Below are 26,411 nucleotides of genomic sequence, written 5' to 3'. Positions count from 1 at the left end.
TTACAAAGAAATCTTCTAACCATTGGATTTACAGAATTTTACTAAGCAAACAAGTATTTACCACGTTGAAACACGTATTTTTTACATGTACGTACACGCTCGGGGCTAAGGTTTGGAAGCTGAACAATTATTAAGGTTCATGCCAAAATGTTTTGTAGCCGGCTTCAGGGTTTGGGCAGGCGCACGGCCCGGTAGGCGGCCGCTTTGCCGAAAGCGGCCTTCAAATCGTCGAGCAAGGCGCGGCTGCTGAGACGTTTGGGATTAGGGTCAAGCACGGTGCCGTCTTCGGCAATGAGCACGAAGGAGGGCAAGGTTTCGATGTCGTAAGACTGGCGCACTTTGGGCCGGGCCTTGGCGGGCACTACGGCGGGCTCTACCGAGGGCGCGGTGGCGGTGCCGGCGGGCAGCTTCTTGTTGGCGCCTTCATCGAAAGCCGCGCTCACGAATACAATAGGCTTACCGGCAAACTGTTTCACCACTTCCTTGAGGTAGGGCAGTTCGCGCTGGCTGAGCGGCAGGCGGCTGTCCCAGAACATGACGTACACCAGCCGGCCGCGGTACACGGCCAGCCGCAGGCTGTCGCCCTCGGCGGTGCGCAGCGGCAGCGGCGGCGCGGGCGTACCAATGGCCATTTCCTTGTGCGCCTCAAGGTCGCGGCGCAATAGGGCCAGCCAGGCGGGCGGGGCCTGAGCGCTGGCAGCATAGTCAGCCAGCATGGCTGTGGCGTGGTCGTAGTGCCCGAAACGGAAGGTTTCGAGCAGCACCCGTCCCAGGATAATGGGCCGCATGGCCCCTTTGAACGTGCGGGCCGCCAGCTGATAACACGCCGGGTAGTAGCCGGGGTCGCTGAGCGGCTTGCCCTCGGCGCGCACCTGGTAGTGCACGTAATTGAGCATAAATTCCTGAGCTTCGGGGCTGGTGGGGGCATTTTCGGGACCGGGCACGATGGCCGCGTCACGAGTGAAATCGTAGAAACCGGGCGTGAGCTGCAGGCGGCTGCCAGTGCTTACCACCTGCTCACGCAGGTCAGGATAGGTTAGTCGGTCGTTGGCATACAGGCAGTTGATTTCGGCCTCGGCGAAAGCCGCGAACGTGGATGTGAAGGCTTCGGGGCCGCCAGCCGATTTATACTCCTTGAGCTGCTGCTTGCGCCGGTAGTCCAGAAAGGATATGAATGGGGCTTCGTAGAGCTCGATGTTTTCGGGCAATACCTGAAAGCCTTCGTTGTTGGCGAATTTGTTCTCGGCCTCGGTGAGATAGTTGTTGGCATTGGCGGCGGCCTTGTGCGCAGCACCGTCGGCCGACTGGAATTTCAGGCTCGTATTCAGCTCCTCGCCTTTGAATTTGAGTTGCAGCGCATCGCCCGGCTCCAGGAAGACGGACGTTTCGGCGTCGCCGTAGCTGAGCTCGGTCAGCACGGGTGCCGTCACCGGCACCTGCAGCTGGAAATCGCCCTTGGGACTAAGGCGGGCGCTGATGGTCTGCTCCTTGTAATCGAGCGGCTGCGGGTGCCAGCGCAGGTGAATGGAATCGGCCGTGGGCTTGCTGACGCGCCCGCTGAGGGTGGCCCCCCCTTGTGCCGTAGCCGGTTCGGCTGTCAGCAGGCCCACCGCCCCAATAATATAGAATAGAAGCCCGCGCATGGTAATTATCGGAAAAAGAAGTAACCGGCTATACCCGGCAGGTGGCGCAGGGGTTGCGCCCTGCGGGCGCTGTTAAGGAGGCTATTTACCTTCGGGGCGGTCTGGCGCGGCCCGGGCTACTGCGTGCGCACCGCTCTTTTACCCTCACTCTGAGCCATTTGAGGACCTACGACGAGTTGCGCGCCATCATGGCGGGCCACGAGGCACTCATTGCTGCGCCACCTCCCCACGCTACAGCAGAGAAAATGCAGTTTGTCATTCAAGCAGGGAATACACTCGTTGAACGGCTCAAAAACGTCGTTCATCCTAATTTGGCTTTTCCATGCTGCGGCAGGCTGCAATTTCGGGCAACTTTTCTCCGCCCCGCTATGGAAACCAGCTCACTTCGCATTCTCCTGGTCGAAGACGACCGCAACGTGGCCGCAGCGCTGGAAACCTGCCTACGCGAGGCTGGCCACGAAGTGCTGGCCGTAGAAGCCCGCGGCGACATTACTCTCACCGCCACGCGGTTATTGCAGCCCGACGTGGTAGTGCTCAACGTGCAGCTGCGCGGGCCCCTCGACGGCCACGCCGTGGTCACGGCCCTGCGTCAATCAGTGCCCACGCCGGTGCCAGTGGTGTTCGTAGCCACCTCGGCCGAGCTGCCGGCCGCGCGCGACCTGCAGCAGCTGGCGCCACTGGCCATTCTGGCCGGGCAGGGTACCGGCGTCAACCTACAGCGCGCCCTGGCCTCGGCCCTGAGCTTCGCCTAGTCTATGCACCAAGGCGCTGCTTCAAGCGCGCTAGCAGCTGTTCGGCAGTAGCTTGCGGCGCATTCATCCAGAAAACCGGCAGTTTTCAGCGTGGGTATCGGCACCACGGTACCCAGCCCGACTATCCTGCTTGCCCTCACCGCCACCGCCAATGGTCTGCTCCCATTCCGCTTGAGCCAGACGCAGCAAACGACGCTCACCTCAACCCAGAATCTGGGCGCGGCCCAGGCGGCCCGGCTCATCTTCCACACGCGCTCCGATGCGAACCGAGCGGCACCGTCCAGATGCTGGTCTTGCGCGCGGCATCATGGTAGCCAATGCCTATGCGTCGGCCGCCAACTAGGCGAAGGTGCGCCTGGCAACTACCGCGCCTACAGTCTCATCGCCGGCCCCACAACCTTCTATATCAGCGCAATCCAGTAGATAAGCTAAGGTGGGGCGGGCGCGTTTCAACATTTATTGCCAGCTTTGCCGCCGCATTCCGCCCCGAACCTACGCCGCCCGGCCATGTCTCAGCACAAAGAAGTAAAGCTCGTCACCACCCACCAGCTGCTGGCTATGAAGCAGCGGCAGGAAAAAATCTCCATGCTCACGGCCTACGATTTTTCGATGGCCCAGATTCTGGACGGCGCGGGCGTGGACGTGCTGCTCGTCGGCGACTCGGCCTCCAACGTGATGGCCGGCCACGAAACCACCCTGCCCATCACCCTCGACCAGATGATATACCACGCCCAGAGCGTGGTACGCGCCGTGAAGCGCGCCTTCGTGGTGGTTGATTTGCCCTTCGGTTCCTACCAGGGCAACTCCTCCGAGGCCCTGCGCTCAGCCATCCGCATCATGAAGGAAAGCGGCGGCCACGGCATCAAAGTAGAAGGTGGCGCCGAGATTAAAGACAGCATCATCCGCATTCTCACGGCTGGCATTCCGGTGATGGGCCACCTCGGCCTCACCCCGCAAAGCATCTATAAATTTGGCACTTACACCGTACGCGCCAAAGAAGAGGCCGAGGCCCAGAAGCTCATCGAAGACGCCCGTCTGCTGGAGGAAATCGGCTGCTTCGCCATCGTGCTGGAGAAGATTCCGGCCGCCCTGGCCAAGCGCGTCGCCGAGGAGCTGACGATTCCCGTCATCGGCATCGGCGCCGGGCCGGGCGTGGATGGCCAGGTGCTGGTAGTGCATGATTTGCTGGGTATCACCAAAGAGTTCAAGCCGCGCTTCCTGCGCCGCTACGCTGATTTACACACCATCATGACGGAAGCGGTGCAGCACTACGTGGCCGATGTGAAGAGCCGCGATTTCCCGACTGATGCTGAAGGATATTAGGCGTTACTATGCCAGAGCAAAGGGGGAAATATTACGTCTTACCGTGTGAAGGCGCGCAAATTCAGCAAATTCGCTTCGGCGGAATCATCCGTCTGGATTTTGATTTCTCAGGTAGAAATCATCTGACCCTGATTGGAAAATTTCAAATCAGAAATTACACGGAGACATTCGAACTGCAGCCGGATTCCAAAGAAGCGCTGCTTTTCTTTTATAACTTGTATGCCACCGGCATTCTTATTGAGGAAGCTAAGGCGGATAAGGACGGCCGGTTGTTTCTCACCTTCAGCAACAAAATTGAATTGGTAATGGAGGAAGCCTCTGAATGCTGGGAATTTTCCGGACCTAGCAAACAAAAGCCTTATCATGTTGCCTCTATCAGTGGCGGCTTGGGTTATTTAGATTCTTGGGTTATTTAGATTTCTGATAATGACAAGGCTGCTACTATAGTTTCTACCAGTTCAACTCTCGCCTCAACACATTTCTACCCCGTGCGTACCTTTGCCCCATTACGCAGGGGCGCCGGCTGAGTGTGGTCCTTTAGCGACGTACGGCAGCCCAACGGGCGCCGGCTCGCCCCTGCCATCGTTTATTCCGCCCGATTCCGCCGCGTGAACCGCCCCAATCTTTGGTCGGAACAGAAGGAAATTCTGTTCGAAGACAACCACTTGCTCGTCATTAACAAGCCCGCCGGCATTCTGGTGCAGGGCGATGCCACCGGCGACGAGCCGCTCTCCAAGAAAGCCGCCGAGTACCTGCGCTTCAAGTATAAGAAACCCGGCGAGGCCTTCGTGGGCGTGTGCCACCGCATCGACCGGCCGGTGAGCGGCGTGGTCATTCTGGCCAAAACCAGCAAGGCCCTGAGCCGCCTGAACGAGATGTTCCGGGACGATAAAATCCAGAAAACCTACCTCGCCCTCACCGGCAAGCCGCCGGTGCCGGAAAGCGGCACGCTGGTGCACTGGCTGGTGAAAGACACGGTGCGCAACGTCACCAAAGCCTACTCTGAAAAGCACAGCCAGGGCCTGCGCTCGGAGCTAAAATACGAGTTGTTGGGCCCTGCCGGCAATCGTTACCTAGTGCAAGTGAACCCGGTAACGGGCCGCCCGCACCAGATTCGGGTGCAGCTGGCGACGGGCCTGAACACGCCCATCGTGGGCGACGTGAAGTACGGTTTCATTGCCCCGCTGCCCGACGTGAGCATTGCCCTGCACGCCCGGCAACTGCAGCTGCAACACCCCGTGACGAAGGAACTGATGACCTTCGTGGCCCCTCTGCCCGACGCCCCGCACTGGGACGCGGCGCGGGCCATCGTTGGTTGATATTCATCAGGCGGCCAAAGTTCTGAGAGTTGACTAGTGTCGTCTTTCGGGTATTTAATATGCTGACCTGGTGACTACTGCTCGGCACCAGCAACAGTTTGAGCCGTATCAACTGCCTTGATAGCAGTGTACAACATTTTGGCCTTGCCTTCCGGCCGCCTGCTGCGGTCCGTAATTTTGTGACGCCCCGCCGTTGAACCATCCTCGCGGCATTTCGCTTTTGCGGGCAATTCACTTAGTTACCGCCTCATGGCCATTCTCGTTTTCTTCGTTGCGCACTACTACTTGTCGCTGTTTACGCAGACGTTCTATCTGCACCGCTACGCCGCGCACAAGATGTTCACGATGAACAAGTTTTGGGAGAAGTTCTTCTTCCTTTTCACTTACATCTGCCAGGGCAGCTCGTTCCTGTCGCCGCGGGCCTACGCGCTGCTGCACCGCATGCACCACGCCTTCTCCGACACGGAGCTGGACCCGCACTCGCCGCTCTTTTCGAACAATGCGTTCGATATGATGTGGAAAACCAAGACTATCTACAACGATGTGCTCAATCACAAGCACGAGCTGTCCAAGCGCTTTGAGGGCGATATTCCAGAGTGGTCACTCATTGAGAACATCGGCGACAAATGGTACTCCCGCCTGGGCTGGGGGGCCGCTTACGTGATTTTCTACATCAATTTCGCCACGGCCTGGTGGCAGTATCTGCTGCTACCCATTCACTTCCTGATGGGTCCTATTCACGGCGCCATTGTAAACTGGGGCGGCCACAAATACGGCTACCAGAACTTTGACAACAAAGACCATAGCAAGAACACGCTGGCGCTGGATTTCCTGGCTTTCGGTGAGCTGTTCCAGAACAATCACCACAAGCTGCCGATGCGCGTGAATTTCGGCGTGAAGTGGTGGGAGTTTGACCCGACCTACGTGGCTATCTGGACCTTGGACAAGGCGCGGATTATCAAAATCAAGCGCAAGACCATGAACCTGAATAAGGTGGCCAAGCCCAAGCAGCAAAAAGAAGCCATTGCGGCGTAAGCTCTGCCTGTCATCCTGAGCATGCCGCGCATCAAGCGGCGACGAAGGACCTTCTCACCCTCGAACAGTTTCGTTCAGGCGTGAGAAGGTCCTTCGCTTTACCCAGGATGACAGTTCTGAATACCAGTTTTATTTTGTGAACGGCATTTCCGAACTAACTGAAATTCCCGTACCTTTGCACTCCCAAATTTTTGGGAACTAACCAGACGCACGAGCTGCGTCGCTCAACCAACCCCGGTTTATGGCAGTTAAAATCCGCCTCGCCCGCCGTGGCCGCAAGAAGGCCGCAATGTACGACATCGTAGTAGCCGACAGCCGCTCGCCCCGCGACGGCCGCTTCATCGAGAAGCTCGGTACCTACAACCCCAACACCAACCCCGCCACCATCAACTACGACGCCGACCGCGCGTTCCACTGGATGATGACCGGCGCCCAGCCCACCGACACGGTGCGCGCCATGCTCAGCTACCGCGGCGTGCTCATGCGCCGTCACCTGCAGCTGGGTGTTGACAAAGGTGCCATCACGCAAGAAGTTGCCGACCAGCGCTTCAACGACTGGAAAGCCGAGAAAGACGCCAAAATCGAAGGCAAGCGCACTGGCTTGGTTGACGCCAAAGCCGATGCCCGCAAAGCTGCGCTGGCCGCCGAAACCAAGGTGAAAGAAGCCCGCGCCGAGGCCATCCGTCAGCGCGAAGCTGCTGCCCTGGCCGCTGCTACGCCGGCTCCGGCCGCTGAGGAGGCTGCTACCGAGGAAGCCGCTCCGGCTACCGAAGAAGCTGCTGCCGAGTAGTTCGCTGGCACTTCCTAACCATATTGTTTGGGAGCTGTGGGCCGCGGGCCGGCAGCTCCCAAACTTTTTTTAGCCCCTTCTTATGCTGCTCGACGAAACCTACCAACTCGGCTACATCGTGAAAACCCACGGCCTGCGCGGCCACGTGGCCGCCGAGTTCGACGTGGACGACCCCACGGCCTACAAAAAGCTCAAAACGGTGTACCTGTCTTTCCCCGCCGCGCCTGCCAAGCTGCAGGCCCACGCGGTGGAAAAACTCCAGTTTCAGCACGGTACCCGCGTGCTGCTCAAGCTCAAAGGCATCGACCGCATCGAAGAAGCAGAGCCCCTGCGCGGCGCCCAACTCTACCTGCCCCTAGCCGAACTGCCCGAGCTGGAAGACGACCAGTTCTATTTCCACGACGTTATGGGCTTTACCGTAGTGGATGAAAAAATGGGCGAGCTGGGCGTAGTCGAAAACTTCTACGAGCTGCCGCAGCAGGACGTGCTGGCCATGCGCTACCAGGGTCAGGAAGTGCTTATCCCCGTAGTAGATGAGTTGGTAACCCACGCCGACATGGCCGAGCGCAAAGTGTTCGTCAACCTCCCCGAGGGCCTGCTTGACGTGTACCTGAAGCCGTCTTCGCGCGATAAAGACGAGCCCGACGAATTCGACGAGCCGTAAGCATGCGTATAGACATCCTCACCTGCCTGCCCGAGCTGCTGGTCAGCCCTTTCGCCCATTCCATTGTGAAGCGGGCGCAGGACAAAGGCCTGGTCGAAATCCACGTGCACCAGCTGCGCGAGCGAGCCATCAACAAGCACGGGCAGATTGACGACTACGTGTTTGGCGGTGGCGCGGGCATGGTGTTGCGCGTCGAGCCCATCGCGGCCTGGCTGGATGAGTTGCAGGCCCAGCGTACCTACGACGCCGTCATCTACCTTACGCCCGACGGCGAAACCCTGCGCCAGCCGCTGGCCAACCGGCTGTCACTGAAGCAAAATATTATCATGCTCTGCGGCCACTACAAGGGCATCGACGAGCGTATTCGCCAAACGTACATCACCCACGAAATCAGCGTGGGCGACTACGTGCTGAGTGGCGGCGAGCTGGGCGCGGCCATCCTCACCGATGCCGTGGTGCGGCTGCTGCCCGGCGTGCTGGGCAACGAGGAATCGGCGCTAAGCGACTCATTCCAGGATGATTTGCTGGCCCCGCCGGTGTACACCCGCCCGGCCGAATGGCGCGGGCTGCCGGTACCCGAAATCCTGCTTTCCGGCAATACGCCGCTGATTGAGGAATGGCGGCACGAGCAGGCGCTGGAGCGCACCCGCACCCGCCGGCCCGATTTGCTGACGTAAAGTAAACTTTAGCTTATGCAGCTTAGCCCGCTGGCTACATAAGCTAAAGTATGTGTTACAAACCACTTGCTATCCTGCCCGCAATTCCCTATCTTTGCGGTCCGTTTCGTAAAATAAAATCTCTGGCGGCGGCGCCGCCTTTCGTAATTTCCCTAGTCATGAGCGTACTACTCGACTTTATCAACGCTGAAGGCCAAGAGCGCCGCGCCAGCTTCCCGGACTTCGCCGCTGGCGATACGGTGAACGTACACGTTAAAATCCGCGAAGGCAACAAGGAGCGTATCCAGCAGTTCCAGGGCGTGGTGCTGCAGCGCCGCAACCCTTCGAGCAACGGCGAAACCTTCACCGTGCGCAAGATTTCGAACCAGATTGGTACCGAGCGTATCTTCCCCCTGCTGTCGCCCAACATCGAGAAAATCGAGGTAGTGCGTCGCGGTAAAGTACGTCGCGCCCGTCTGTTCTACCTGCGCGGCCTGTCGGGCAAACAAGCTCGTATCAAAGAGCGTCGTTTGAACGCTGTGAAAGCTGCCTAAGCTTTCGCTTCAAGCAAATAAAAAAGCCGGCTCTTCCTCGCGGAAGAGCCGGCTTTTTTTGTGGTAGCCGCTAACGGCTACGCCTTAGTGCGACGACATATCCTGCGGCAGGTTGCCACTGGGGGCCGCGCTGCCGTGGCGCAGCTGTTGGGCCACGCCAGTCAGCACTTCGCCCAGCTTTTCGACGCGGGAGGCGGTGTTGCCTTCGGCGAAATTGGCGGCCTGGGTGGTGTTCTGGCCCATACGGGTGAGCAGGTCGGCGATGGTGCTCAGGTCGAGGGTGCCGCTGCCGAAGTGGGCTTTCAGGGCCTGCAGGTCTACCACGAGCTCGTGGAAGGCCGGATTGTTGGCCGCTTTCAACTCTTCAATCCAGCGCTGAAACTGGTTGTCGAGGCCGGCGCGGCTGGCGGCTTCGCCGAGGTCGCCGGTGAGGAGCTTGATGGTGCCGTCGAGGTGGGTTTGGTGATGAACTTCTTTGGTTTCCATAGGAATGGGTGGGTAAGCGGATGATTTATCAGCCAACGCAGGAACCACACCCGAGGTTGGCGCAGAAAGCAAAAAGCCCCGGCAGCGCAATGCTGCCGGGGCTTTTCAGTGGTCTGCTTTTGCAGACTACTCAATCTTATTCATGCGCTCCTTCACAGCTTCCAGGGCCACGCGCATGTTCACAATGTCGGCGCGGGCTGCTTCCTGCTCCTTGAGGTTCAGGTCAATCTGGTTGTTGTATTGCAGGAGTTCGGCGGCGTTGGCGGCCAGCATCTGCTGGATTTCAATTTTGCGGGCCTTGTTCTTCTCGATGTCCTTCTTGATGTTGTTGGCTTTCTCGATAACGGCCATGTGGTTGTTCTGCGAGGCCACCAGGGCGCGCTCCGATTCCGAAATCTGGGCCACGAGGTCTTCGCGGTACATCATGCGAGAGAAATCTTTCAGGTATTTCTCGGCCGATTTCCACTGCACAGGGGTGGCATCTTTGCCCAGGTAGGCGTTGCCAAGGTCGATGCTCCACCATACGGTGGTGCCGGTGGTGGAGGCATCCACCTTGCTGATGATTTTGATGGGCGTGGGCGCGATGTCCTCAATCACGACGCCGTCGACGGTGATAACGCCCTTGTTGTTTTTGACTTTGCTGCCAAATTTCTCGTTCAGCTGTTTCAGCCAGGAGGCTTCGACACGCTTGTTATCAAGCTGGATGCTAACGCGCTGACCTTTGCGGGGCACACCGTTGATGGTCAGGTCAGCCTCGTCCACCGGGGACTTCTGGGCGTAGCCACTAAAGGCGGCCAGGCAAAAAAGGAGGAGCAGGAGTAGGCTTCGTTTCATTACGGGAACTGATGGGGAGAGCATGCAAAAAGGGGGGCGGGAAAATACGGAGGCAAAAGTACCTCTTTCCGGCTTTTCAAATTTAGGCCCTTTCTGGGGCGCGGGACAATAGAAAACTGTTTTTTTTTGCTGAAAGCCCGTTTTTGTTGGTTAATTCATACTACAACCGGCTTACTTACCACTAAATAGCGGGCTTGAATATTTTCTCCTGCAATTTCATACGTGGTGCAACAAAGGCCCGGCCGGAGGAGTTGTAGCAACCCTATGCCAGTTACCGTCTGTCGCTCCGAGCATTTCAACGCCGCCCACCGCCTGCACAACCCGGCCTGGACCGATGAGCAGAACCAACGCGTGTTTGGCCTTTGCAACAGCCCCAACTACCACGGCCATAATTACAACCTGACCGTGCGCCTGACCGGCGAAGTGGATGCGGAAACGGGCTACGTATATGATATGAAGCGTCTGAGCACGCTCATCAAGCGCGAGGTGCTCGACCGCTTCGACCACCGCAACCTGAACCTGGACACGGACGATTTCCGCGCCCTCAACCCCACGGCCGAGAATATTGCCGTCGTCATCTGGCGGCGGCTGCGTCCGCATCTGGATGCCGGGCTGGCCCTTTCCGTCACGCTCCACGAGACGGACCGTAATTTTGTGGAATATCATGGATAATTCTTTGCCCGGCGCGGGCACCGACGGGCACCTGCCCGCCGGCCTGCGCACTCCCCTGCGCCCCGACGCTTTTGTTAAAACCGACGCCGAAAAGATTGCGGCCATCGCGCCACACTTCGCCGCCATCATGCAGGAGCTGGGACTCGACCTGACGGACGACAGCCTGGCGGGCACCCCGCAGCGGGTGGCCAAAATGTACGTGCAGGAGTGGTTTAAGGGGCTTAATCCGGAGCACCGGCCCGAAGTGAAGCTGTTTGAGAACCGCTACCAGTACCAGCAGCTGCTGGTGGAGCGCGACATCACGCTGTTTTCGTGCTGCGAGCATCATTTTGTGCCCATCGTGGGCAAGGCGCACGTGGCCTACCTACCGGCCGGGCACGTGGTGGGCCTCAGCAAGCTCAACCGGGTGGTGCAGCACTACGCCCGCCGCCCGCAGGTGCAGGAGCGCCTCACGCGGCAGATTTCAGAAGAGCTGAAGCAAAGTTTGGGGACGGAGGATGTGGCGGTGCTCATCGAAGCCGACCACTTGTGCGTGATGAGCCGCGGCGTGAATGACACGAGCAGTTCGACGCTGACGAGTGAGTACAGCGGGCGCTTTGCGACAGATGCGGCGCTGCGGGGGGAGTTTTTAAGACAAATTGGGAAGTAGCGTGGACTTTGTAGTCCGCGAGTCAGAACGTTATCACTCGCGGACTGCAAAGTCCGCGCTACTGTGCGGCTGACTTACCTTTGCGGGCTTTCTTCATCTTCTTCGCATGTCCCGCAAAGTCCTCATCACCGGTGGCACCGGCCTCATCGGTACCCGCCTGGCCGAAATGCTTATCGATAGTGGCTACGAAGTGGCTTTGCTGAGCCGCGAGCCGGCCAAGAGCAGCCACTTCCGCAGCTTCCGCTGGGACCCCTCGGGCGGCGGCATCGACCCCTTGGCGGTGCCGTATGCTGACTATATCGTGAACCTGGCCGGCAGCAGCGTGAGCGACGGCAAATGGACCGACGAGCGCAAGAAGGAAATCATGACCAGCCGCCTGGGCGGGCTGGCGCTGCTGCGCCGCGAGCTGGCCAAGCCCGGCCACCACGTGCGGGCGGTGATTTCGGCCTCGGCCATCGGGGTGTATGGCGACGCGGGCGACGCGCTGGTGACCGAGGAAACCCCGCCCGGCGTGCCTACCGACGACTTCCTGGCCGACGTGGCCCATCAGTGGGAGCTGGCGGCCGAGCCTATTGCCACGGAGCTGGGCATCCGACTGGTGATTCCGCGCATTGGCGTCGTATTGAGCACGGAGGGCGGCGCGCTGCCGCAGATGGCGCGGCCGGTGAAGCTGGGCGCGGGCGCGGCGCTAGGCAGCGGCAAGCAGTACATGTCCTGGATTCACCTCGATGATATTTGCCGCCTGTTCATTGCCATGCTGGAGGATGAGCACTGGCGCGGCACCTACAACGCCGTGGCCCCGAACCCGGTGACGAATGCCGACTTTACGAAGGTGCTGGCCGAGGTGCTGCACCGGCCGCTGCTGCTGCCCAAGGTGCCGGCCTTCGGCCTGAAGCTGGCGCTGGGCGAGATGAGCGACATCGTGCTGGCCTCGCAGCGGGTGAGCGCGGCCAAGGTGCTGGCGCGGGGCTTCCGGTTTGAGTTTCCGGAGCTAAGCGGGGCGCTGGAATCTTTTTATGAGAAGGAGTAGGTAATGCGGTACTTCGCCGCTACTGCGCGCCTAGCGCCCGTCCAGCTGCTATCGGGAGGGGAGCGGGGGGCTGTTTGCGCGAATATGCTAATGGCTAGCGCAGAAGGGATGGTCATGTTTTTTTCGACCGCGTTGCCCAGGCAAACAGCCAAGCTTAAATCGGTTGTTTGCCCGCCTTGCAATCGAAGAACGCAGCTATGCGGCGGCTTGGGAGAGCACGCTTTGTCATTCGGCAATTTATTGTCATAAAAATTGGTTATGTTTGGCAAAATTTTACCATACAACCCAAACTCATGGCTCAACACTTACGCTTCCTTACGGTCCTTTTAGTTCTCAGCGGCTTGTGGCTGGCTGGTTGTGGCAGCTCCGATAAAGACGATATTCCGGCGCCAAACACTACATTAACTGAGCGTACGGCCTTTCTGACCCAGGCTACCTGGATACAAACCGGCTCGACAACTACGGATATCAAAGATGGGGTTCCGACGCGTTACAACTTATTTCCATATGCTCCGCTGTGTTTGCGCGATAACACGATGATGTTCCATCCGGACAAGACGTATGATTCTGATGAGGGCCAGACTCGCTGCGACTCAACTGCTTCACAAACCATAAACACGGGCACCTGGGCATTTAAACCTGATGGCTCCGAGCTTATCATCACGAGCAAACAAGGTAATGTAGCGCACTGGAAAGTCGTAAAGTTTACTGCTACGCAGCACGTGTTAACTCGTACGGCCCCGGTACCCAGCTTAGGGATAACCCGGATTGATACCGTGTCCTATCGTGCATTGTAACAGAGGCAGCGTGAGGCCGCGCTGGGTGTCGGTGGTGGGGTGGCGCAGGCAGGCATCGGGCAACAGCTGGCCGAGGCGGGCGGCTTCGTGGCCCTGGGCAAAGAGGGTGTCGTAGGGCTGACGCAAGGGGGAGGTACTGCGCTGGGGTTGCTTAAAGCCCCTGACAAACAACCGAATATTGGCAACAAGTCGTGAAAAAGCGCCGGCAAGCCGTGGATTGCCGGCGGCAAGGCATGAGGAAGCCTTGGCAAGCCGTGGATAAACGCCAATGAGGGGTGAATCATCGGTGGCAAGGGGGGCGGAAGCCGACGCAAGGCGTGGAATGAAGCCGGCAAGGGGTGCGGAGGCGACGGCAAGGTGTGAGTCGGCGGCGGCAAGGGCCAGGGAAGCGAGCGCAAGGCGTGCGAAGCTGCCGGCAGGGGTGGGAGGTGGTGGGTAAGGCAGCGTAAACCAGCAGTCAACTGTATTTTGCGTTGGCTTACCTAATTCTTGTCAGCACATGACCAACCTGCACGCCGCCTTTGCCGCTTATGTAAAGCAAAATATTTGGCCGGAATTTAAGCAACTAGGCTATAAGAAGTCTGGCAATAATTTCCGCTTTTACAACTCGTCAGGGTGGGGCAAGATGCTGCAATTCCAGTTTTCTCATTGGAACTCGGAGCAGGAAGCAAGATTCACCGTCAATGTGAGCTTTTACTTACCAGAAGTAGCTCAGTACCTGTTAAAGCGTGAGCCTGGAGCCACATTTTCAGAGCATATCTGCATTGTGCGTAAGCGACTAGGCAACCTAAAACCCGCAAAACGGGATGAGTGGTATACCATTCAGGAAGGCGTAGACCCTACGCCAGTATTTGCACAGTTAAGCGCAGATATTACGCAGTATGCCCTGCCTTTTCTGGCAACCGTTGATAGCCAGGAGGACATATTTTCCATTCTGGCAGGCGGCTATAAGTCATACTACATTCCGGCCCAAATCAACGCTATGTACCGAGCGGGCTACCACGAAGCTGCTATTCGAATGTTAGCTGACGATTTAGCCAGAACTAACCTGAACGAACACTATCAAGCTACTCTACTGAAACTAGCACAGGAGCTAGGGATTCAACTTGCGGCCTGAGTTGGTTACTACCGCCCCTTGAGGCTATCCGGCACCCCGCCCCCATTGTTCATGCGCTCCAGCAGGTCGTCGGCGGCCACAGTATCGATGTCGCGGCGGCGGGGGCGGTAGTCGGCGGTGAGGCAGTTGGTTTTCTTGCTGATTTTGCCGGGGGCCTTGGGGAAGTGGCCGTAGGTGTAGCCCAGCTTTTTATCTAAATAAACCTTCTCCATGTAGCGGCCGAAGATGGGCAGGGCCATGCGGCCGCCCTCGCCCTGCTGCGAGCGGAAGAAGTGGATGCTGCGGTCTTCGCCGCCCACCCACACGCCGGTCATGAGGTCTTTGGTCATGCCCATGTACCAGCCGTCGGAGTAGTTGGAGGTGGTGCCGGTTTTGCCGCCGATTTGGTTGTCGTTGTGCCAGAGGTCGGGATAATCCCAGAGGCCTTGGGAGGTACCGCCGGGCTCCTCCATGCCGCCGCGCAGCATGTAGGTCATCAGCCAGGCGGTTTCGGGCGAGATGGCGCGGTGCTGCTTGGGGTCGAACTGGGCGATGACGTTGCCGTTGCGGTCTTCGATGCGGGTGATGATGCGCGGCTCGGAGCGGAAGCCGTTGTTGAGGAAGGTGCCGTAGGCGTTGACCATCTCGTACACGCTCACGTCGCCGGCCGAGCCCAGGCCGATGCTGGGCACCGGCAGCAAGGGGCTGGTGATGCCGACTTTGTGGGCGTACTTGGCCACGTTTTCCCAGCCTACTTTCTCGGTGAGCTGGGCCGTCACGGAGTTCACCGAGCGGGCCATAGCGTGGCGCAGGGTCATGTTGATGCCGGTGAACTCGCGGGTCACGTTGTCGGGCTCCCACTGCATGGGCTTGCCGTCTTCGACGTAGTTGATGGTCACGCGCTGGTCGCGGATGCGGTCGCAGGGCGAGTAGCCGTTGTCGAGGGCCGTGAGGTACACGAAGGGCTTGAAAGTGGAGCCGGCCTGGCGGCGGCCCTGCTTCACGTGGTCGTACTGGAAGAAGCGGTAGTCGAGCCCGCCCACCCAGGCCTTGATATAGCCGGTGAAGGGGTCCATGCTCATCATACCGGCCTGCAGGAAGTGCTTGTAGTAGGCCAGCGAATCGAGCGGCGACATGACGAGGGTGGTGTCGTTGTCGTCTTTTTTCCAGGTGAATACCTTCATCGGCCGCTTGGTATTCAGGGCTTCTTCGAGCTTCGCCGGGTCGTTTTTGTAGCGGGCGGCCAGGGTTTTGTAGGCCTCGGTGCGCTTCATCTGGGTGGCGATGAAGTCGGGGATTTCGTCGCCTTTTTCGTCCACCCAGGGCTGCTTGCCCTTGTTGCGCCAGAAGTTGTCGAAGCTGCGCTGCAGGGCCTTCATGCGCTCGTGCAGGGCAGCCTCGGCGTGCTCCTGCATGCGCGAGTCGATGGTGGTGTACACGCGCAGGCCGTCGCGGTAGAGGTCGTAGCCGTTGGCCTCGCACCACTTATTAGCCGCCTGACTGATGGCCGAGCGGAAGTAGGTTTCGGGGCCGTCGATGTGCTTTTCGACCTGGTATTTCAGGACAATGGGCTGGGGCTGCAGCCGTTTGGCCTCGGCCTCGGTGATGACGCCGGCCTGGGCCATGCGGTCGAGCACCACGTTGCGGCGCTTGCGGGAGGCTTCGGGGTGGAAGCGCGGGTTGTAGGCGGTGGGGTTGTTGAGCACGCCCACGAGGGTGGCCACCTGCTCGGTGTTGAGGCTGTCGGGCGAGGTGCTGAAGTAGGTTTTGGCCGCCACCTTGATGCCGTAGGCTTTCGAGCCGTACTCCACGGTATTCAGGTACATGCGCAGGATTTCCTCCTTCGTGTAGCGCTCTTCGAGCTCTACGGCGGTCAGCCATTCCTTGGTTTTGGCCACGATGAGACTTACGCCGGGGATGTAGCCGAGGCCGCCGCGGGTTTCGCCGCGCCGGGTATTGTAGAGGTTCTTGGCCAGCTGCTGGGTGAGCGTGGAGCCGCCACGCTTGTCGCCACGCAGGTTGGAATACACGGCGCCCACCAGCGAGGTGGCGTCGATGCCGGAGTGCTCGTAGAAGCGCACGTCCTCGGTGGCTACCAGCGCCTTGATGAGCATGGGCGACATCTTATTCAGCGTCACCGGCACCCGGTTTTCGCGGAAATACTTGCCGATGAGCACGCCGTCGGCGGTGAAGAGCTGCGAGGGCTGCTCGACTTTGGGGTCTTCCAGCTCGGCCAGGCTCGGCGACTTACCGAAGAGGAACATGAAGTTGGTGCTCACCATAAAAGGATACACCAGAAAGAAAATCACCCCTACCACGAAAGCCACCCAGGCCCAGCGGACTAACCGGCGCGGCCAGCGGCTTTGCGGGGCTGGCTTTTTGGGGGCAGAGCGGGGGGAGGTCGGCGGGTTGGAATCGGCCATGCGAAGGCAGCAGAGTGGAAACGGGGCAAATATACCAGCGGCCGGGGGCCGGGGCATTTTAACACCGGGCAGGGCGGTTTGATTTCACCTTACTGCCGGCCCCGGGCAGCGGCGATGGCGTGGTGGTGCACATTGCGCCGCGCCTTGGCCCGTTGGCGCTGCCAGCGCCAGCCGATTTCGAGCAAGGCGGTGATAATAATGGCCAGGCCCACGAAATAGCTCCAGTACATAAACCGCACCTGCCCTTTCGTGGCGTGTTCAAATTCGCCGAACAAGAGCAGGCCCCAGGCCTCGTCAATCAGGGTAAAAATCCAGACGATGACGGCCAGGCGGCGGGGCGGGCGGCCCAGTACCAGGTGCCAGTGCAGCAGGTAGAGCACCACGCCCGGCAGCGCCGTGAGCAGCGCCAGCGGCACGGCTTTCACCAGCGGCAAGCCCAGAAAAATGATGGTCAGCGTTTCTTTGGCGACCTGCAGGGCGGCTAGGCCGCGGCCGATGCGCGAGAGCTTCGGCAGCGAGGGCAGCGGGTGGTGGTGGGAATGAGGCATGGCGCGGGCGCAATGGGAGAGAACAAAGCGCTGGCAATATACTCAGTAGCGGCGCGTCAGCATGCGGCTGGCCTGGCAGCGCCAGGTGAGCACGACGACGAGCAGGCCGGTGAGCGAGTCGAGCAGCAGGAATTCGGGCCGCTGAAAGCGCAGAAACAGCCCCAGCCCAATAGCCAGCCACCAGAAGCCCAGCAGGTAGCACAGCGTGGCGTAGCGGGCCCGCCGCTGCCACAGCTGCCCGAAAGCCACTGCAATAATTGCCGACACAAACAGCAGCAGCCAGCCTGCGAGGAAGGTGAGAAACGCCATTTCGGGCGCATACGTCAGCTCGAACTGCTGCATGGTGAAGGCGGGCGCGAAAAAGGCACCGCCCGTCAGCGCCAGCTCGGCGAGGAGCGCGAGGAACAATACCCAGAGAAGCAGCGTGTGGGCCATGACGCAAGGCAGCAGTGAATAGAGCCGCCAAGCTAATCAATGGCATTCGAAGAATCACAATTTCAATTTAAAAATTGAGCACTGGCTTGAAAAAGCTGAACACCGCCAACGCCAGCAATACAATTCCGGGCAGCACGGCAGCTACCGTGGCCCCCAGCAGCCCCAACCGGAGCAGCAGGGCCATCCAGCGCGGGCCCGGGTAGGCAGCCAGCCAGCGCCAGAGCAGGTGCAGCGTTTGCCCGATGGCCGCCAGCATCAGCAGGCACCAGGCCGTAAACAGCCAGCGTTCCGCGGGTTTTGGGTCGGTCCAGAGCTCGCGGCCGAAGCACAAGCACAGCAGGCAGCCCAGGCCGGCTGCCCCGGTGAGCCATAGCGCGGGCGGCGGCACCGGCCAGCTGGGAAACAGGCGGCGAAGCAGGGAGGTAGCGGGTTTCATGAGAGAGAGATGGTACGAGCCGGAAATGGCCCTTACTCCACGGTTTCAGCGGCGGGCTGATTGATAAGCAGGTCAGCCAGCCCGCCGCAACAGATGACGACGCCCAACAAGTAGAGCGGTTCCCAGTGTTCGAGCGGCGTGCTCATTTCTCCGCCGGAACTGTGCGGGTGGTCGCAGTAAAACATTATCAGGCAGAGCAATTCGTGGAGCAGGCTCAGCGCCCAGAGCACCATCGTCGCCGTCGGGTCGCCGGTGCGGCGCAGGAGCTTCCAGCGCAGGTAATATAGGATGAGGCCGGGAATGCCAATTCCTCCCAAGATGCCGAAGAAGAGGTAGCCATTGCCAAGAAACAGCAGAATATTTGCTGTGTCTTTGAGTTGCTGGGCTAGGGCCAGCCCGCGCTGCAGGACGCTGCGACGCGGCAGCTCCTGATGATTAACAGCAGCCATAACTAACTGGAAATTTGAGAATTGCTACTGCCGCGACCACAGCAGCATGGTTTGCACCAGGGCCAGCAGCAGCAGGGCGCCCAGCACCAGCGCGCCCGGCAGCACGCCGCGCAGCAGCCGCATGCGCCGCACCAAGGGCGAAGGGGCCCGCTCCTGCCAGGTAAGCAGCACGCCCAGCGCTGCCACGTCGCCGGCGCAGAAGAGGATTCCTAGAAGAGTAAAGCCGAATTGAGAGAGGGATTCCATAAGAAGAAGTTGAGAAGTGAATTGACAGCTTACTGCCTGACTAAAAGTGTAAACCAGGATTAGGGTCGCCCACTGCCAACAGGGTACAGAGCAGCAGCACGAGGTTCAGACAGCCCCAGCAGCCGTGGAGCAGCAGTTGAAAAAGGCACCATAGACAGGCTATTACTTCGATGCCAGCCGGGGCCTTTGTGGGGCCGGCGCTGGCGGGCTTAAACAGCGACAGCCCCTGCCTGAATGCCAGCCACTGCCCGAGCAGCAGGGCCGGGGTAAGCACTACCAGCAAGCCGCTGGTGCCGCAGGAAACACACATGGCATCAGCCCGTTCGACAATGAGATACCAGAGCCCGCCGCAGGCCAGCACACAGGCCGCAACGCCGGCCAGGCTGCGCCCGAGCCACTGGGCCAGATTGGCGGGCGGCGCGCCAGCGAATGAGTTACTCATGCGGTGGCAGTGCTTCAGCGGTTTGATAAGCAGCCCAGGTCAGGCTTTGCCAGTCGGGGCGGGCAGCGTGGTGGGCTTGCCAGTCGCGGATGGCCATATCGAGGCGGGCCAGGGCGGCGGCATTGTCGATGCTGGTGACGTTGCCGTTTTCATCCTCCACGTTGAGTTGCCGGGCTTCGGCGATGACGGCGCGACGGGCCTGCAGCACGGGCAGCACGCGGCCGGGCATGTCGAGCAGGAAGCCGATGTCGAGGCTGGGGAAGCGGCGCTGCAGGTTGTAGCCGGCAATCCAGGGCTCCCAGTTGCCGGCGGCCAGGGCCAGCAATACCGCGTACACCGCCAGCGAGTTGAGGCGAATGAGCGAGTAGGCCGAGCGACGCTGCCATATTTTGAGCAGCACCGTAGCCAGCCCGAAAAACACCAGCACCAGGAAGAAGCACACGCCGATACGCTTGTAGGCAATGCCGCTGTGCCAGATGTAGTAGTAGTTGCGCAGCCCCACCGAAATGGCCAGTACCGCGTTTTGCAGCACCCACACCGTGGCACCCCAGCGCAGCCAGGGCAGGCCGGGCTGGTAGAAATTGAGGTTGCGGCGGAAAAACCACAGCACGATGCCCATCGCCAGCAGAATGCTGAAAATAAGCACGTACGTACCCTCGTGTACGAATTGCGCAAGGTCGAAATTGGCCTTGGGCACGAAGCCGAACCACAGCCAGTTGATGTCGATGGCGTTGACGACCAGCAGCAGCAGATTCACGAGCCCGAACACGGCCCCGGCAGCCAGAAACTCCTTGCGCAAATCGAGCGTGCGGAAGTTCTTGGCGGAAAAATCGGGCCGCCGCACGCCGAACGAAGCCACCCTATCGCGCTGCCGCCGAATGAATTCGCCGAAGCGCGACTCGTGGTCGGCGAAGTAGTGCACCGGTACCACCACCAGCGCCCCGGCTGTGAGCAAAAAGCCCAGCGCGAAAAACAGCAGATGCGCGAACGATATGTCGGGAATGAGTAGCAACAGCCAATCCATCAGCTTAGCCATTACCTTATAGCTCAGCATGTCGTAGCGCGGGTTGGCCATCGCAAACAGCAGGTGGAAGCCCACCAGCACCGCCAGCGGCACCAGCAGCAACCGGGCGTAGAACCAGCCCCGGCGCAGGCCCGCGCCGCTTTGCCGGGGCGCCCGCAGCCCGCGCAGCACCCGCGGCCCGGCCTGCAGCCAGTTGGCACCCGCTGTGAGCACGGCGTAGAGCACCAGTTTCAGGTGCGGCTGGTTGACGTAACCCAGCAGCATGGCCAGCGAGGCCAGCGTGGCCAGGCCCGCCGCGCCCGAGCCGTACACCGCCACCATCGCGGCGCTGAACAGGCTGCCCGCCACCGCCAGCCAGAAATAGCCCGAGCGCCGCGCCGCCGCATGGCGCGGCAGCAGGTACAACTGCGCCGCCACCACAAAAATCGTAAACACCAGCACGTTCAGGCCCGTGCCTTCGAGCCAGAACAGCCAGTCGAACAGCAGCGCGCCGAGCGGCAGCAGTAGTTTTTGGGCGGCCGTGAGGGGCAGCGGGGCGGGTTGGGCGGGAGTGGCCGACGGCCAGGCGGCCGCGCCGGGTTGGAAAGCAGGATTCATTATTAAAGAACTTTGTGTTTCAAAGTTTAAAGACAAAAAAGAGATTTATCGCTGGTAATGGGTGAGTTGAAGGTCGTCCGCCATAATCAGCCGGTAGCCCTGCAGGTCCGCAAAGTCGGCGGTTTGCTGCATGCGCTCCACTTGGGCATATTCGGCCGCAATGGCGGCGCCGAAGCGCCACAGCCCGAAGCCCCCGGCCCGGAACGTGCGGCGGCTGGCCAGGTACACCACCAGCGCCGTACCCGCCATCAGGCCGCGGTAGGCCTGCCGCCACAGCCAGGTGCTGAGCGGGTTGCGGCCAGCCGTCAGCTGCCGCACGGCCAGGCAGTGAAAGGCCAGGTGCATTTCCTCGTCGTGCAGGATGCGCTGGCAGATGTCGCGCAGCAGCCCCGAGTTAGTAGCCTGGCCCAGCGCCTGATAGTAGATGGTCGCCACCACTTCGGCCGTCAGAATCACCTGCACCATATGGCCCAGGCCCAGCGGCCGCCCCAGGTGCCGGAACACCTCGTGCAGCCAGTGCGCCCGCAGGCGCGGGATGCCCTGCTGGTCCATGAAGCCGCCCAGCATCTCGGCATGACCTTCTTCTTCCTGAATGAACAGGCGCATGGCCGGCGCGTAGTCGGGCGCGGCCCAGCGCTGGGCCAGGGCCAGCAGGTGGTCGCCGCCGGTGCCCTCGCCGCGCTGGAAGGTTTGCAGCGAAGCGCGCACGGCGCGGTGCTCGGCCGGGGTGAGGCGGTAGGCCTCGGCCCAGGGCAGGGCGGCGCGGTGGCGGCGGTTAGCCTGGAAATAGGTTTTGACGTCGGTGAAGGTCATGATATATTGGCGGTTAGGCAAGGCTGCATTTTTCAATTTGTAAACCAGCTGGATTCGTTCGTGCCGCCAGAAATAAATCCTAACGCCCCCAGCAACAAAAGCAAGCTGAATAATTGGAACAGGCCAAGAACAGCCATCCAAACCCTGGCAACCAGCTCCAATAGCCATTCATCAGTACCCGCCCCCCATGAGCCGGCAAACCCTTTCCACCACAGCAGCACATGAGCAATAGCCGCACTACCAATCAGCAGTTCCCAAGCCAATACACTGTATGGCAAGGTGATGTTCCGCAGGCTCACCAGCACCATGCTGTTGAGGAAAGTCCAGCCACCCAGAATGCTTAGCGTCCAGCCGAAACTTCCAGCCAGCCACTGCCCAGGGGTAAGCGTTTCGTTTGACCGTGTATTCATGGCTTGTTGGGAGGGCGACCCGGCCATTTTATTCATTGCAATACTGGCAGCGGCAGCAGCATTTCTGAGGCCGCCGGCGTCGTCGGCCCCTCCCCCACCCCGGTCCGTGGCTCGGTGCCGCGCACCTTGCTCAGGATGGCTTCGAGCAGCGGGCGCATCGAGTGCAGGTGGCGCGACTTTATCATGAAATTCCAGAGCGGCTCGAATTTTTTCCAGCCGCCGGCGTAGGCGAAGTGCTTGAGCTGGTGGCGCAGCGTGTCGTGGGCGAGGCTGGCCTTGGTGATGTTGGTCCAGGAGTAGAAGTCGCGGTAGGCCTGGTCGTAGCCGGCTTTCAGCTGCTCGGCGGTGAGGTGTGGGCCGGGCCGGTGCACCACGGTGCGGGTGTCGTACTCGTTCCAGCGGCGGTGCAGCAGGCGGCCCTGCCGCTCCATCTCGCCGTAGAAAGCCGTGCCGGGGTAAGGCGTGGCAATGTGGAAGGTAGCCGTGGTAATGCCCTGCTGCACACCCCACTCCACGGTGCGGCTGAACACGTCGGGCCCGTCATCATCGAGTCCGAACACGAAGCTGCCGTTCACCATGATGCCCAAATCGTGCAGCCGGCGGATGGCGGCCGCGTAGTCGCGGCCCAGGTTCTGGGGCTTGTTGCTGGCTTTCAGGTTGGCCGGGCTCAGCGTTTCGAAGCCCACGAACAAGCTGCGCAGCCCGGCGCGGGCGCCCTTCTCCAGCAGGCCATTGTCGCGCAGAATGCTATCGACCGTGGCGGCGCCCTGAAACAGCCGCCCCATGCCGCGCATGCCCTCAAACAAGCCGCTGGCAAAGCGCACGTTGCCCAGCAGGTGGTCGTCGAGAAAATACAGGTGCCGGCCCGGCAGGCGGTTTATTTCGGCCAGCGCATCGTCCACGGACTGGGTGTAAAACGACTTGCCGCCCTCAAAAAACGCATCCTTGTAGCAGAAGTCACAGTGGTGCGGGCAGCCCCGCGTCACCACGATGGAGTTGGGTACCAAGTACAGCTCGCGCTTAATCAAGTCGCGGCGGATGGGCGGCACGCCCACCAGCGTGCGCCCGGCGCCCGACACGTAGCGCGGCTGCGCCCGTCCCGCCCGCCACTCGGCCAGGAAGGTCGGAAACGTCTCCTCGCCTGGCCCCAGGAAGATGCTGTCGGCGTGCGGCGCGGCCTCCTCGGGCAGGCTGGTCACGTGCAGGCCGCCCAGGCATACGTAGCTGCCCCGGGCCCGGTAGTGGTCGGCCAGGGCGTAGGCCCGGAAGGCATTGGTGATGTACACCTGAATGATAACCAGGTCGGGAGTATCGTCCAGCCGTAGCGCTTCGACGTGCTCATCCTGCAAATCCGCCTCCCAGTCGGCGGGCAGGTAAGCGGCCAGCGTGGCCAGCCCCAGCGGCGGAAACAGCGAATACTTGATGGGCCGCCAATACGGGTTGGTGGCTTCGGTGAGCGCGGGCAGGATGAATTTGACGTGCATAATAAAGAACTTTGTGTTTCAAAGCATGAGAGTCAAAAAAAAGCGCCAGCAACTGCGCCCACCGAAAAACCGGCGTTTCAAACGACAACCTTTACCTTACTTCAACTTTATTTTTTTAAATCAACTACTTATGGTCGTAACAGCTTTTCCAGTGCCGCTAGGTGCTCCTGAAAAGCAGCCTTGCCCTCGGCCGTGGCGTTGTACGTCGTATTGGGTTTTTTGCCAATGAACTGCTTGCTCACCAGCACGTAGCCCGCTTTTTCCAGCGCCGCGACGTGGCTGGCCAGGTTGCCGTCGGTGAGGTCGAGCACTTCCTTGAGGTCGTTGAAACTCACCGACTCGTTGGCCAGCAGCACGGCCATCACGCCCAGCCGCACGCGGTGGTCAAACGCTTTGTTGAGAGTGTGGATGAGGTGTTTCACGAGTCGGCAGGCCGCGGGGGCAAAGTTAGGACGTGGGGCCGGCCGTTTCGGCCCGCTCGTAGCGGTTATACATCAGCAGGCCGTAGCCAATATGGCCCAGCCCGAAGCCCAGGGCGAAGAAAACCAACCCCCAGCCCGGCTGCAGCATGGCCACCAGCCCCAGCCCTATCTGCGTGATACCCAGCCAGCGAATCTCATCCAGCGTGTACTTGCTGGCATTCAGTAGCGCCAGGCCATAGAACACCAGCATGCCCGGCACCACCATGCCCGCGTCGCCGCCCAGGTAGAGGCGCAGGCAAAACAGCCCGCCCGTCACCAGCGGCAGCGCCAGCGCCACAAACAAGCGCCTGGTGATGCTGCTCCACAGCGACTGTCCGTGCCGGTGCGTGCGCCGCCAGGTGAAGTACACCGCCAGCAGCAGCGCCCCGCCCAGCACCACGCCCGCCAGCAGCAGCAGGAAGGGCAGCGCCGCCCAGCGCTCGGCCGCCGAGCCGTTGATGAGGTGGATGTAGCCCGCCGGGTAGTGGTCCTGCAAATAGAAATGCCCGGCGGCGGCCCCCAGCAGGCCCACCACGCCCGCCCCTACCCCACTCAGCCCCGAGAGCGACAAAAAGCGCGAGCTGCGCTCCATGATGGCGCGGATTTCGGTGAGCTGAGCGAGTGGGTCGGGCGTGGCGGCGGGCTTCATAGGGAGCGAAGTGCTTTGTGCTGCAAAGTTAGAGGAAATTCTTTTAGCTTCGCAAAAAAATACTGATGAATTCCCGACCTGCCCCCACTTTTCTTCGTGCGACACTCTTGTGGTTGCTTACGGTAGTGCTTGGAACCTTTGGCATCTGTATCTGGCTAAGCATAGTACCAACTGGGGATGTACTGGCTGTACCGGAAATAGCTCCGCTTTACGGCTATTTTGCTGGCTTCTTTTCGCTACCAGTTATTCCGGCAGCATACTTCATTTTTCGATGGATAAGCGGTTTCGATGAATTCGTTGACCGCTTGATAAGTGCGTTGTTCTGGTTAACTGTGTTTTTTTTAGTGCCAATGCTTTTCCTGACAAGCGGTGACTTTGGCAGCATCTGGCGCGACGCTTCCTCCCGGCCCGTGTGGGCATACTTACCGGCAGCATGGCTGGCGGGGTTGTGGCTCTACTGGCCCTGGTTACGCTCCACCTCAACCGCTACCACCTGACACAATGCCGCCTCTCGTTCGTCAATGGCTGCTTACACTGCTGCTCGGCAGCATCTTCTATGCCGGCTACCACCGCGTAGTGCATTTCAGCGACTGGTGCTACCTGGGCACATCCACGTTTTTTGCCGCCGGGTCGTCCTACCTCGTCATTCCATTGAATGGCTGGCTGCTACGGCAGTTGGCTGCTAGCTCTTGGCCGGCTATTGGCCGCTGGTTGGCGCTGTTGGGTGGCACGCTGGCGCTGTTTGCCTTGGCCAACCTGCTGGTATTGCCGCTCCTGTCGTGGCCGGGGCCGGGCAGCACCTGGCCCTGGGGCGTGGCGGCGCTGCTGGTAGCACCACTTGTGCATCGACAATTGTTGTCGGCCCCCCAGCCGCAATAGCTTTCCGGCGCCGACCTGCGTATGCGGGCTGCATGCGCCCACGTTTGTTCGAGTTTGAGGATTTACCCTGGTTTCCGGCCGTCATTCGCTCGGGCATGATGGATTACCTGCGCTTTATGATTTCGGCGCTGCGTATCTATCAGCCCATTGTGCCACTACTGGCCGAGGCCCTGCGCCGTAGTGGGCAGTGCCAGCTGCTGGAGCTGGGCGCCGGCAGCGGCGGCGGCACCGAAACGCTGTGGCGGGCGCTGCGCACCGAGGGATTCCCGCAGCTGCGCATTACGCTCACCGACCTCTACCCCCAGCCCGCCGCCTGGGCCGACCTTGCCGTGCACACGCACCACGCCATTGGTCACGAAAGCCGGCCGGTTAATGCGTTGCGGGTACCCAGGGAGTTAGTCGGCTTCCGGGTTATTTTCTCGGCCTTTCATCACTTTGCGCCGCGCGCCGCCGAAAGCCTGCTGCACGACGCCGTGCAGGCGGGCACGGGCATCGGCATATTTGAAGGAGCAGGCCGGCGCTGGTGGGAATACGCCGCCGCCTGGACCGTGCTACCCCTGGCGCAGCTGCTGCTGACGCCTTTCTTCCAACCATTTCGCTTTAGCCGACTGGTTTTTACCTATTTGCTACCCATCATTCCGCTCTGCACCATCTGGGATGGCACCGTGTCGCTGCTGCGGCTGTATTCGGAAGCCGAGCTGCTGGCGCTGGCCCGGCGGGCCGACGACACCGAAAAATTTGCCTGGCAGGTGGGCAAAAAGCGCCACCGCTGGGGCGCCGAAGTCAGCTACCTCATCGGCTGGCCCAAGTAGCCC

32 protein-coding genes are annotated in these 26,411 nt (G+C 60.5%); 15 read left to right on the top strand and 17 right to left on the bottom strand.

The window, feature by feature from the left end; all coding sequences use genetic code 11:
- Nucleotides 1-164: 164 nt before the first annotated feature.
- Nucleotides 165-1,643, bottom strand: a complete 1,479-nt coding sequence (locus Q5H93_RS17575; protein WP_305007934.1) for a TlpA family protein disulfide reductase — start codon at nt 1,641-1,643, stop codon at nt 165-167.
- 368 nt (nt 1,644-2,011) lie between these two features.
- Here Q5H93_RS17575 and Q5H93_RS17570 point away from each other — a divergent pair, with 368 nt between their 5' ends.
- The 9 genes from Q5H93_RS17570 to rplS all read left to right on the top strand — a co-directional run bounded on the left by Q5H93_RS17570 (nt 2,012) and on the right by rplS (nt 8,736).
- Complete coding sequence (locus tag Q5H93_RS17570) at nt 2,012-2,395, top strand: response regulator (protein WP_305007933.1); 384 nt, start codon at nt 2,012-2,014, stop codon at nt 2,393-2,395.
- Nucleotides 2,396-2,902: 507 nt separating this feature from the next.
- Nucleotides 2,903-3,718: a 3-methyl-2-oxobutanoate hydroxymethyltransferase gene (gene panB, locus Q5H93_RS17565; RefSeq protein ID WP_305007932.1), complete on the top strand. Its 816-nt coding sequence runs from the start codon at nt 2,903-2,905 to the stop codon at nt 3,716-3,718.
- An 8-nt stretch (nt 3,719-3,726) separates the two neighbouring features.
- Complete coding sequence (locus tag Q5H93_RS17560) at nt 3,727-4,134, top strand: DUF6188 family protein (protein ID WP_305007931.1); 408 nt, start codon at nt 3,727-3,729, stop codon at nt 4,132-4,134.
- A 192-nt stretch (nt 4,135-4,326) separates the two neighbouring features.
- The gene (locus tag Q5H93_RS17555) at nt 4,327-5,037 is read left to right on the top strand and encodes an RluA family pseudouridine synthase (RefSeq protein WP_305007930.1); all 711 of its coding nucleotides are present in this window, start codon (nt 4,327-4,329) and stop codon (nt 5,035-5,037) included.
- 249 nt (nt 5,038-5,286) lie between these two features.
- Nucleotides 5,287-6,072, top strand: coding sequence for an acyl-CoA desaturase (locus Q5H93_RS17550; RefSeq protein WP_305007929.1), 786 nt, complete (start codon nt 5,287-5,289; stop codon nt 6,070-6,072).
- 241 nt (nt 6,073-6,313) lie between these two features.
- Entirely contained in the window at nt 6,314-6,862 is a 549-nt protein-coding gene (locus Q5H93_RS17545; protein ID WP_305007928.1) for a 30S ribosomal protein S16, read from the top strand.
- An 82-nt stretch (nt 6,863-6,944) separates the two neighbouring features.
- Nucleotides 6,945-7,526, top strand: coding sequence for a ribosome maturation factor RimM (gene rimM, locus Q5H93_RS17540; protein WP_305007927.1), 582 nt, complete (start codon nt 6,945-6,947; stop codon nt 7,524-7,526).
- Between the two features lie 2 nt (nt 7,527-7,528).
- Nucleotides 7,529-8,203 carry a tRNA (guanosine(37)-N1)-methyltransferase TrmD gene (gene trmD, locus Q5H93_RS17535; RefSeq protein WP_305007926.1) on the top strand — a complete coding sequence of 225 codons (675 nt, stop codon included), beginning with the start codon at nt 7,529-7,531 and terminating at the stop codon, nt 8,201-8,203.
- Between the two features lie 158 nt (nt 8,204-8,361).
- Nucleotides 8,362-8,736 (top strand): 50S ribosomal protein L19, encoded by a 375-nt coding sequence (gene rplS, locus Q5H93_RS17530; protein ID WP_305007925.1) that lies wholly within the window; start codon nt 8,362-8,364, stop codon nt 8,734-8,736.
- A gap of 84 nt (nt 8,737-8,820) precedes the next feature.
- Here the strand turns inward: rplS and Q5H93_RS17525 are convergent, their stop codons facing one another.
- A complete protein-coding gene (locus tag Q5H93_RS17525) occupies nt 8,821-9,222 on the bottom strand; it encodes a hypothetical protein (RefSeq protein ID WP_305007924.1) in 402 nt (133 codons plus the stop codon).
- 126 nt (nt 9,223-9,348) lie between these two features.
- Nucleotides 9,349-10,056: a hypothetical protein gene (locus tag Q5H93_RS17520; RefSeq protein ID WP_305007923.1), complete on the bottom strand. Its 708-nt coding sequence runs from the start codon at nt 10,054-10,056 to the stop codon at nt 9,349-9,351.
- A 264-nt stretch (nt 10,057-10,320) separates the two neighbouring features.
- On the opposite strand from Q5H93_RS17520, the gene Q5H93_RS17515 reads away from it, so the two are divergent.
- The 3 genes from Q5H93_RS17515 (at nt 10,321) to Q5H93_RS17505 (ending at nt 12,407) form a co-directional block, all read left to right on the top strand.
- Nucleotides 10,321-10,728, top strand: a complete 408-nt coding sequence (locus tag Q5H93_RS17515; protein ID WP_305007922.1) for a 6-pyruvoyl trahydropterin synthase family protein — start codon at nt 10,321-10,323, stop codon at nt 10,726-10,728.
- Nucleotides 10,721-11,377: a GTP cyclohydrolase I FolE gene (gene folE / locus Q5H93_RS17510; protein WP_305007921.1), complete on the top strand. Its 657-nt coding sequence runs from the start codon at nt 10,721-10,723 to the stop codon at nt 11,375-11,377. The genes Q5H93_RS17515 and folE overlap by 8 nt, the downstream gene beginning before the upstream one ends.
- Before the next feature lie 106 nt (nt 11,378-11,483).
- Nucleotides 11,484-12,407: a TIGR01777 family oxidoreductase gene (locus Q5H93_RS17505; protein WP_305007920.1), complete on the top strand. Its 924-nt coding sequence runs from the start codon at nt 11,484-11,486 to the stop codon at nt 12,405-12,407.
- A gap of 752 nt (nt 12,408-13,159) precedes the next feature.
- Here the strand turns inward: Q5H93_RS17505 and Q5H93_RS17500 are convergent.
- Nucleotides 13,160-13,330 carry a hypothetical protein gene (locus Q5H93_RS17500; RefSeq protein ID WP_305007919.1) on the bottom strand — a complete coding sequence of 57 codons (171 nt, stop codon included), beginning with the start codon at nt 13,328-13,330 and terminating at the stop codon, nt 13,160-13,162.
- Between the two features lie 373 nt (nt 13,331-13,703).
- Here Q5H93_RS17500 and Q5H93_RS17495 point away from each other — a divergent pair, with 373 nt between their 5' ends.
- On the top strand, nt 13,704-14,321 hold the full coding sequence (locus Q5H93_RS17495; RefSeq protein WP_305007918.1) for a DUF4304 domain-containing protein: 618 nt from the start codon (nt 13,704-13,706) through the stop codon (nt 14,319-14,321).
- Nucleotides 14,322-14,329: 8 nt separating this feature from the next.
- Here Q5H93_RS17495 and Q5H93_RS17490 read toward each other — a convergent pair whose 3' ends face one another.
- The 13 genes from Q5H93_RS17490 to Q5H93_RS17430 all read right to left on the bottom strand — a co-directional run bounded on the left by Q5H93_RS17490 (nt 14,330) and on the right by Q5H93_RS17430 (nt 24,717).
- Nucleotides 14,330-16,723: a penicillin-binding protein 1A gene (locus tag Q5H93_RS17490; RefSeq protein ID WP_305007917.1), complete on the bottom strand. Its 2,394-nt coding sequence runs from the start codon at nt 16,721-16,723 to the stop codon at nt 14,330-14,332.
- A gap of 89 nt (nt 16,724-16,812) precedes the next feature.
- Entirely contained in the window at nt 16,813-17,271 is a 459-nt protein-coding gene (locus tag Q5H93_RS17485; protein WP_305007916.1) for a hypothetical protein, read from the bottom strand.
- A 42-nt stretch (nt 17,272-17,313) separates the two neighbouring features.
- Complete coding sequence (locus tag Q5H93_RS17480) at nt 17,314-17,706, bottom strand: hypothetical protein (protein WP_305007915.1); 393 nt, start codon at nt 17,704-17,706, stop codon at nt 17,314-17,316.
- A 67-nt stretch (nt 17,707-17,773) separates the two neighbouring features.
- The gene (locus tag Q5H93_RS17475) at nt 17,774-18,142 is read right to left on the bottom strand and encodes a hypothetical protein (RefSeq protein WP_305007914.1); all 369 of its coding nucleotides are present in this window, start codon (nt 18,140-18,142) and stop codon (nt 17,774-17,776) included.
- Nucleotides 18,143-18,174: 32 nt separating this feature from the next.
- The gene (locus Q5H93_RS17470; RefSeq protein ID WP_305007913.1) at nt 18,175-18,591 is read right to left on the bottom strand and encodes a hypothetical protein; all 417 of its coding nucleotides are present in this window, start codon (nt 18,589-18,591) and stop codon (nt 18,175-18,177) included.
- 24 nt (nt 18,592-18,615) lie between these two features.
- Nucleotides 18,616-18,837: a hypothetical protein gene (locus Q5H93_RS17465; RefSeq protein WP_305007912.1), complete on the bottom strand. Its 222-nt coding sequence runs from the start codon at nt 18,835-18,837 to the stop codon at nt 18,616-18,618.
- Between the two features lie 40 nt (nt 18,838-18,877).
- Nucleotides 18,878-19,279 carry a hypothetical protein gene (locus Q5H93_RS17460; RefSeq protein WP_305007911.1) on the bottom strand — a complete coding sequence of 134 codons (402 nt, stop codon included), beginning with the start codon at nt 19,277-19,279 and terminating at the stop codon, nt 18,878-18,880.
- A complete protein-coding gene (locus Q5H93_RS17455) occupies nt 19,272-20,900 on the bottom strand; it encodes a DUF4153 domain-containing protein (protein WP_305007910.1) in 1,629 nt (542 codons plus the stop codon). The genes Q5H93_RS17460 and Q5H93_RS17455 overlap by 8 nt, the downstream gene beginning before the upstream one ends.
- Nucleotides 20,901-20,945: 45 nt before the next feature.
- Nucleotides 20,946-21,713, bottom strand: a complete 768-nt coding sequence (locus tag Q5H93_RS17450; protein WP_305007909.1) for a ferritin-like domain-containing protein — start codon at nt 21,711-21,713, stop codon at nt 20,946-20,948.
- 32 nt (nt 21,714-21,745) lie between these two features.
- Nucleotides 21,746-22,159 carry a hypothetical protein gene (locus Q5H93_RS17445; protein WP_305007907.1) on the bottom strand — a complete coding sequence of 138 codons (414 nt, stop codon included), beginning with the start codon at nt 22,157-22,159 and terminating at the stop codon, nt 21,746-21,748.
- Nucleotides 22,156-23,607: a B12-binding domain-containing radical SAM protein gene (locus Q5H93_RS17440; protein WP_305007906.1), complete on the bottom strand. Its 1,452-nt coding sequence runs from the start codon at nt 23,605-23,607 to the stop codon at nt 22,156-22,158. Before Q5H93_RS17440 ends, Q5H93_RS17445 begins: the two co-directional genes overlap by 4 nt.
- Before the next feature lie 128 nt (nt 23,608-23,735).
- A complete protein-coding gene (locus Q5H93_RS17435) occupies nt 23,736-24,029 on the bottom strand; it encodes a winged helix-turn-helix domain-containing protein (RefSeq protein WP_305007905.1) in 294 nt (97 codons plus the stop codon).
- A 25-nt stretch (nt 24,030-24,054) separates the two neighbouring features.
- Nucleotides 24,055-24,717 (bottom strand): hypothetical protein, encoded by a 663-nt coding sequence (locus Q5H93_RS17430; protein ID WP_305007904.1) that lies wholly within the window; start codon nt 24,715-24,717, stop codon nt 24,055-24,057.
- Between the two features lie 501 nt (nt 24,718-25,218).
- Here Q5H93_RS17430 and Q5H93_RS17425 point away from each other — a divergent pair.
- Both Q5H93_RS17425 and Q5H93_RS17420 read left to right on the top strand, forming a co-directional pair.
- Complete coding sequence (locus tag Q5H93_RS17425; RefSeq protein ID WP_305007903.1) at nt 25,219-25,596, top strand: hypothetical protein; 378 nt, start codon at nt 25,219-25,221, stop codon at nt 25,594-25,596.
- 32 nt (nt 25,597-25,628) lie between these two features.
- Entirely contained in the window at nt 25,629-26,408 is a 780-nt protein-coding gene (locus Q5H93_RS17420; RefSeq protein ID WP_305007902.1) for a class I SAM-dependent methyltransferase, read from the top strand.
- Nucleotides 26,409-26,411: the final 3 nt, after the last annotated feature.

Origin of the sequence: Hymenobacter aranciens (assembly GCF_030580865.1) — a bacterium.
GTDB classification, from domain to species: Bacteria; Bacteroidota; Bacteroidia; order Cytophagales; family Hymenobacteraceae; genus Hymenobacter; species Hymenobacter aranciens.
This window is presented reverse-complemented; position numbering and strand designations above follow the sequence as displayed.

Excerpts from the sequence above, each read along its gene's own strand:
- Q5H93_RS17480 (WP_305007915.1), bottom strand. The coding sequence starts at position 17,706 with ATGGCCCACACGCTGCTTCTCTGGGTATTGTTCCTCGCGCTCCTCGCC.
- Q5H93_RS17545 (WP_305007928.1), top strand. The coding sequence starts at position 6,314 with ATGGCAGTTAAAATCCGCCTCGCCCGCCGTGGCCGCAAGAAGGCCGCA.
- trmD (WP_305007926.1), top strand. The coding sequence starts at position 7,529 with ATGCGTATAGACATCCTCACCTGCCTGCCCGAGCTGCTGGTCAGCCCT.
- Q5H93_RS17485 (WP_305007916.1), bottom strand. The coding sequence starts at position 17,271 with ATGCCTCATTCCCACCACCACCCGCTGCCCTCGCTGCCGAAGCTCTCG.
- folE (WP_305007921.1), top strand. The coding sequence starts at position 10,721 with ATGGATAATTCTTTGCCCGGCGCGGGCACCGACGGGCACCTGCCCGCC.
- Q5H93_RS17550 (WP_305007929.1), top strand. The coding sequence starts at position 5,287 with ATGGCCATTCTCGTTTTCTTCGTTGCGCACTACTACTTGTCGCTGTTT.
- Q5H93_RS17470 (WP_305007913.1), bottom strand. The coding sequence starts at position 18,591 with ATGGCTGCTGTTAATCATCAGGAGCTGCCGCGTCGCAGCGTCCTGCAG.
- rimM (WP_305007927.1), top strand. The coding sequence starts at position 6,945 with ATGCTGCTCGACGAAACCTACCAACTCGGCTACATCGTGAAAACCCAC.
- Q5H93_RS17515 (WP_305007922.1), top strand. The coding sequence starts at position 10,321 with ATGCCAGTTACCGTCTGTCGCTCCGAGCATTTCAACGCCGCCCACCGC.
- Q5H93_RS17455 (WP_305007910.1), bottom strand. The coding sequence starts at position 20,900 with ATGAATCCTGCTTTCCAACCCGGCGCGGCCGCCTGGCCGTCGGCCACT.
- Q5H93_RS17465 (WP_305007912.1), bottom strand. The coding sequence starts at position 18,837 with ATGGAATCCCTCTCTCAATTCGGCTTTACTCTTCTAGGAATCCTCTTC.
- Q5H93_RS17575 (WP_305007934.1), bottom strand. The coding sequence starts at position 1,643 with ATGCGCGGGCTTCTATTCTATATTATTGGGGCGGTGGGCCTGCTGACA.
- Q5H93_RS17525 (WP_305007924.1), bottom strand. The coding sequence starts at position 9,222 with ATGGAAACCAAAGAAGTTCATCACCAAACCCACCTCGACGGCACCATC.
- Q5H93_RS17445 (WP_305007907.1), bottom strand. The coding sequence starts at position 22,159 with ATGAATAAAATGGCCGGGTCGCCCTCCCAACAAGCCATGAATACACGG.
- Q5H93_RS17570 (WP_305007933.1), top strand. The coding sequence starts at position 2,012 with ATGGAAACCAGCTCACTTCGCATTCTCCTGGTCGAAGACGACCGCAAC.
- Q5H93_RS17460 (WP_305007911.1), bottom strand. The coding sequence starts at position 19,279 with ATGAGTAACTCATTCGCTGGCGCGCCGCCCGCCAATCTGGCCCAGTGG.
- Q5H93_RS17430 (WP_305007904.1), bottom strand. The coding sequence starts at position 24,717 with ATGAAGCCCGCCGCCACGCCCGACCCACTCGCTCAGCTCACCGAAATC.
- rplS (WP_305007925.1), top strand. The coding sequence starts at position 8,362 with ATGAGCGTACTACTCGACTTTATCAACGCTGAAGGCCAAGAGCGCCGC.
- Q5H93_RS17420 (WP_305007902.1), top strand. The coding sequence starts at position 25,629 with ATGCGCCCACGTTTGTTCGAGTTTGAGGATTTACCCTGGTTTCCGGCC.
- panB (WP_305007932.1), top strand. The coding sequence starts at position 2,903 with ATGTCTCAGCACAAAGAAGTAAAGCTCGTCACCACCCACCAGCTGCTG.
- Q5H93_RS17425 (WP_305007903.1), top strand. The coding sequence starts at position 25,219 with ATGCCGCCTCTCGTTCGTCAATGGCTGCTTACACTGCTGCTCGGCAGC.
- Q5H93_RS17450 (WP_305007909.1), bottom strand. The coding sequence starts at position 21,713 with ATGACCTTCACCGACGTCAAAACCTATTTCCAGGCTAACCGCCGCCAC.
- Q5H93_RS17490 (WP_305007917.1), bottom strand. The coding sequence starts at position 16,723 with ATGGCCGATTCCAACCCGCCGACCTCCCCCCGCTCTGCCCCCAAAAAG.
- Q5H93_RS17520 (WP_305007923.1), bottom strand. The coding sequence starts at position 10,056 with ATGAAACGAAGCCTACTCCTGCTCCTCCTTTTTTGCCTGGCCGCCTTT.
- Q5H93_RS17440 (WP_305007906.1), bottom strand. The coding sequence starts at position 23,607 with ATGCACGTCAAATTCATCCTGCCCGCGCTCACCGAAGCCACCAACCCG.
- Q5H93_RS17475 (WP_305007914.1), bottom strand. The coding sequence starts at position 18,142 with ATGAAACCCGCTACCTCCCTGCTTCGCCGCCTGTTTCCCAGCTGGCCG.
- Q5H93_RS17505 (WP_305007920.1), top strand. The coding sequence starts at position 11,484 with ATGTCCCGCAAAGTCCTCATCACCGGTGGCACCGGCCTCATCGGTACC.
- Q5H93_RS17495 (WP_305007918.1), top strand. The coding sequence starts at position 13,704 with ATGACCAACCTGCACGCCGCCTTTGCCGCTTATGTAAAGCAAAATATT.
- Q5H93_RS17560 (WP_305007931.1), top strand. The coding sequence starts at position 3,727 with ATGCCAGAGCAAAGGGGGAAATATTACGTCTTACCGTGTGAAGGCGCG.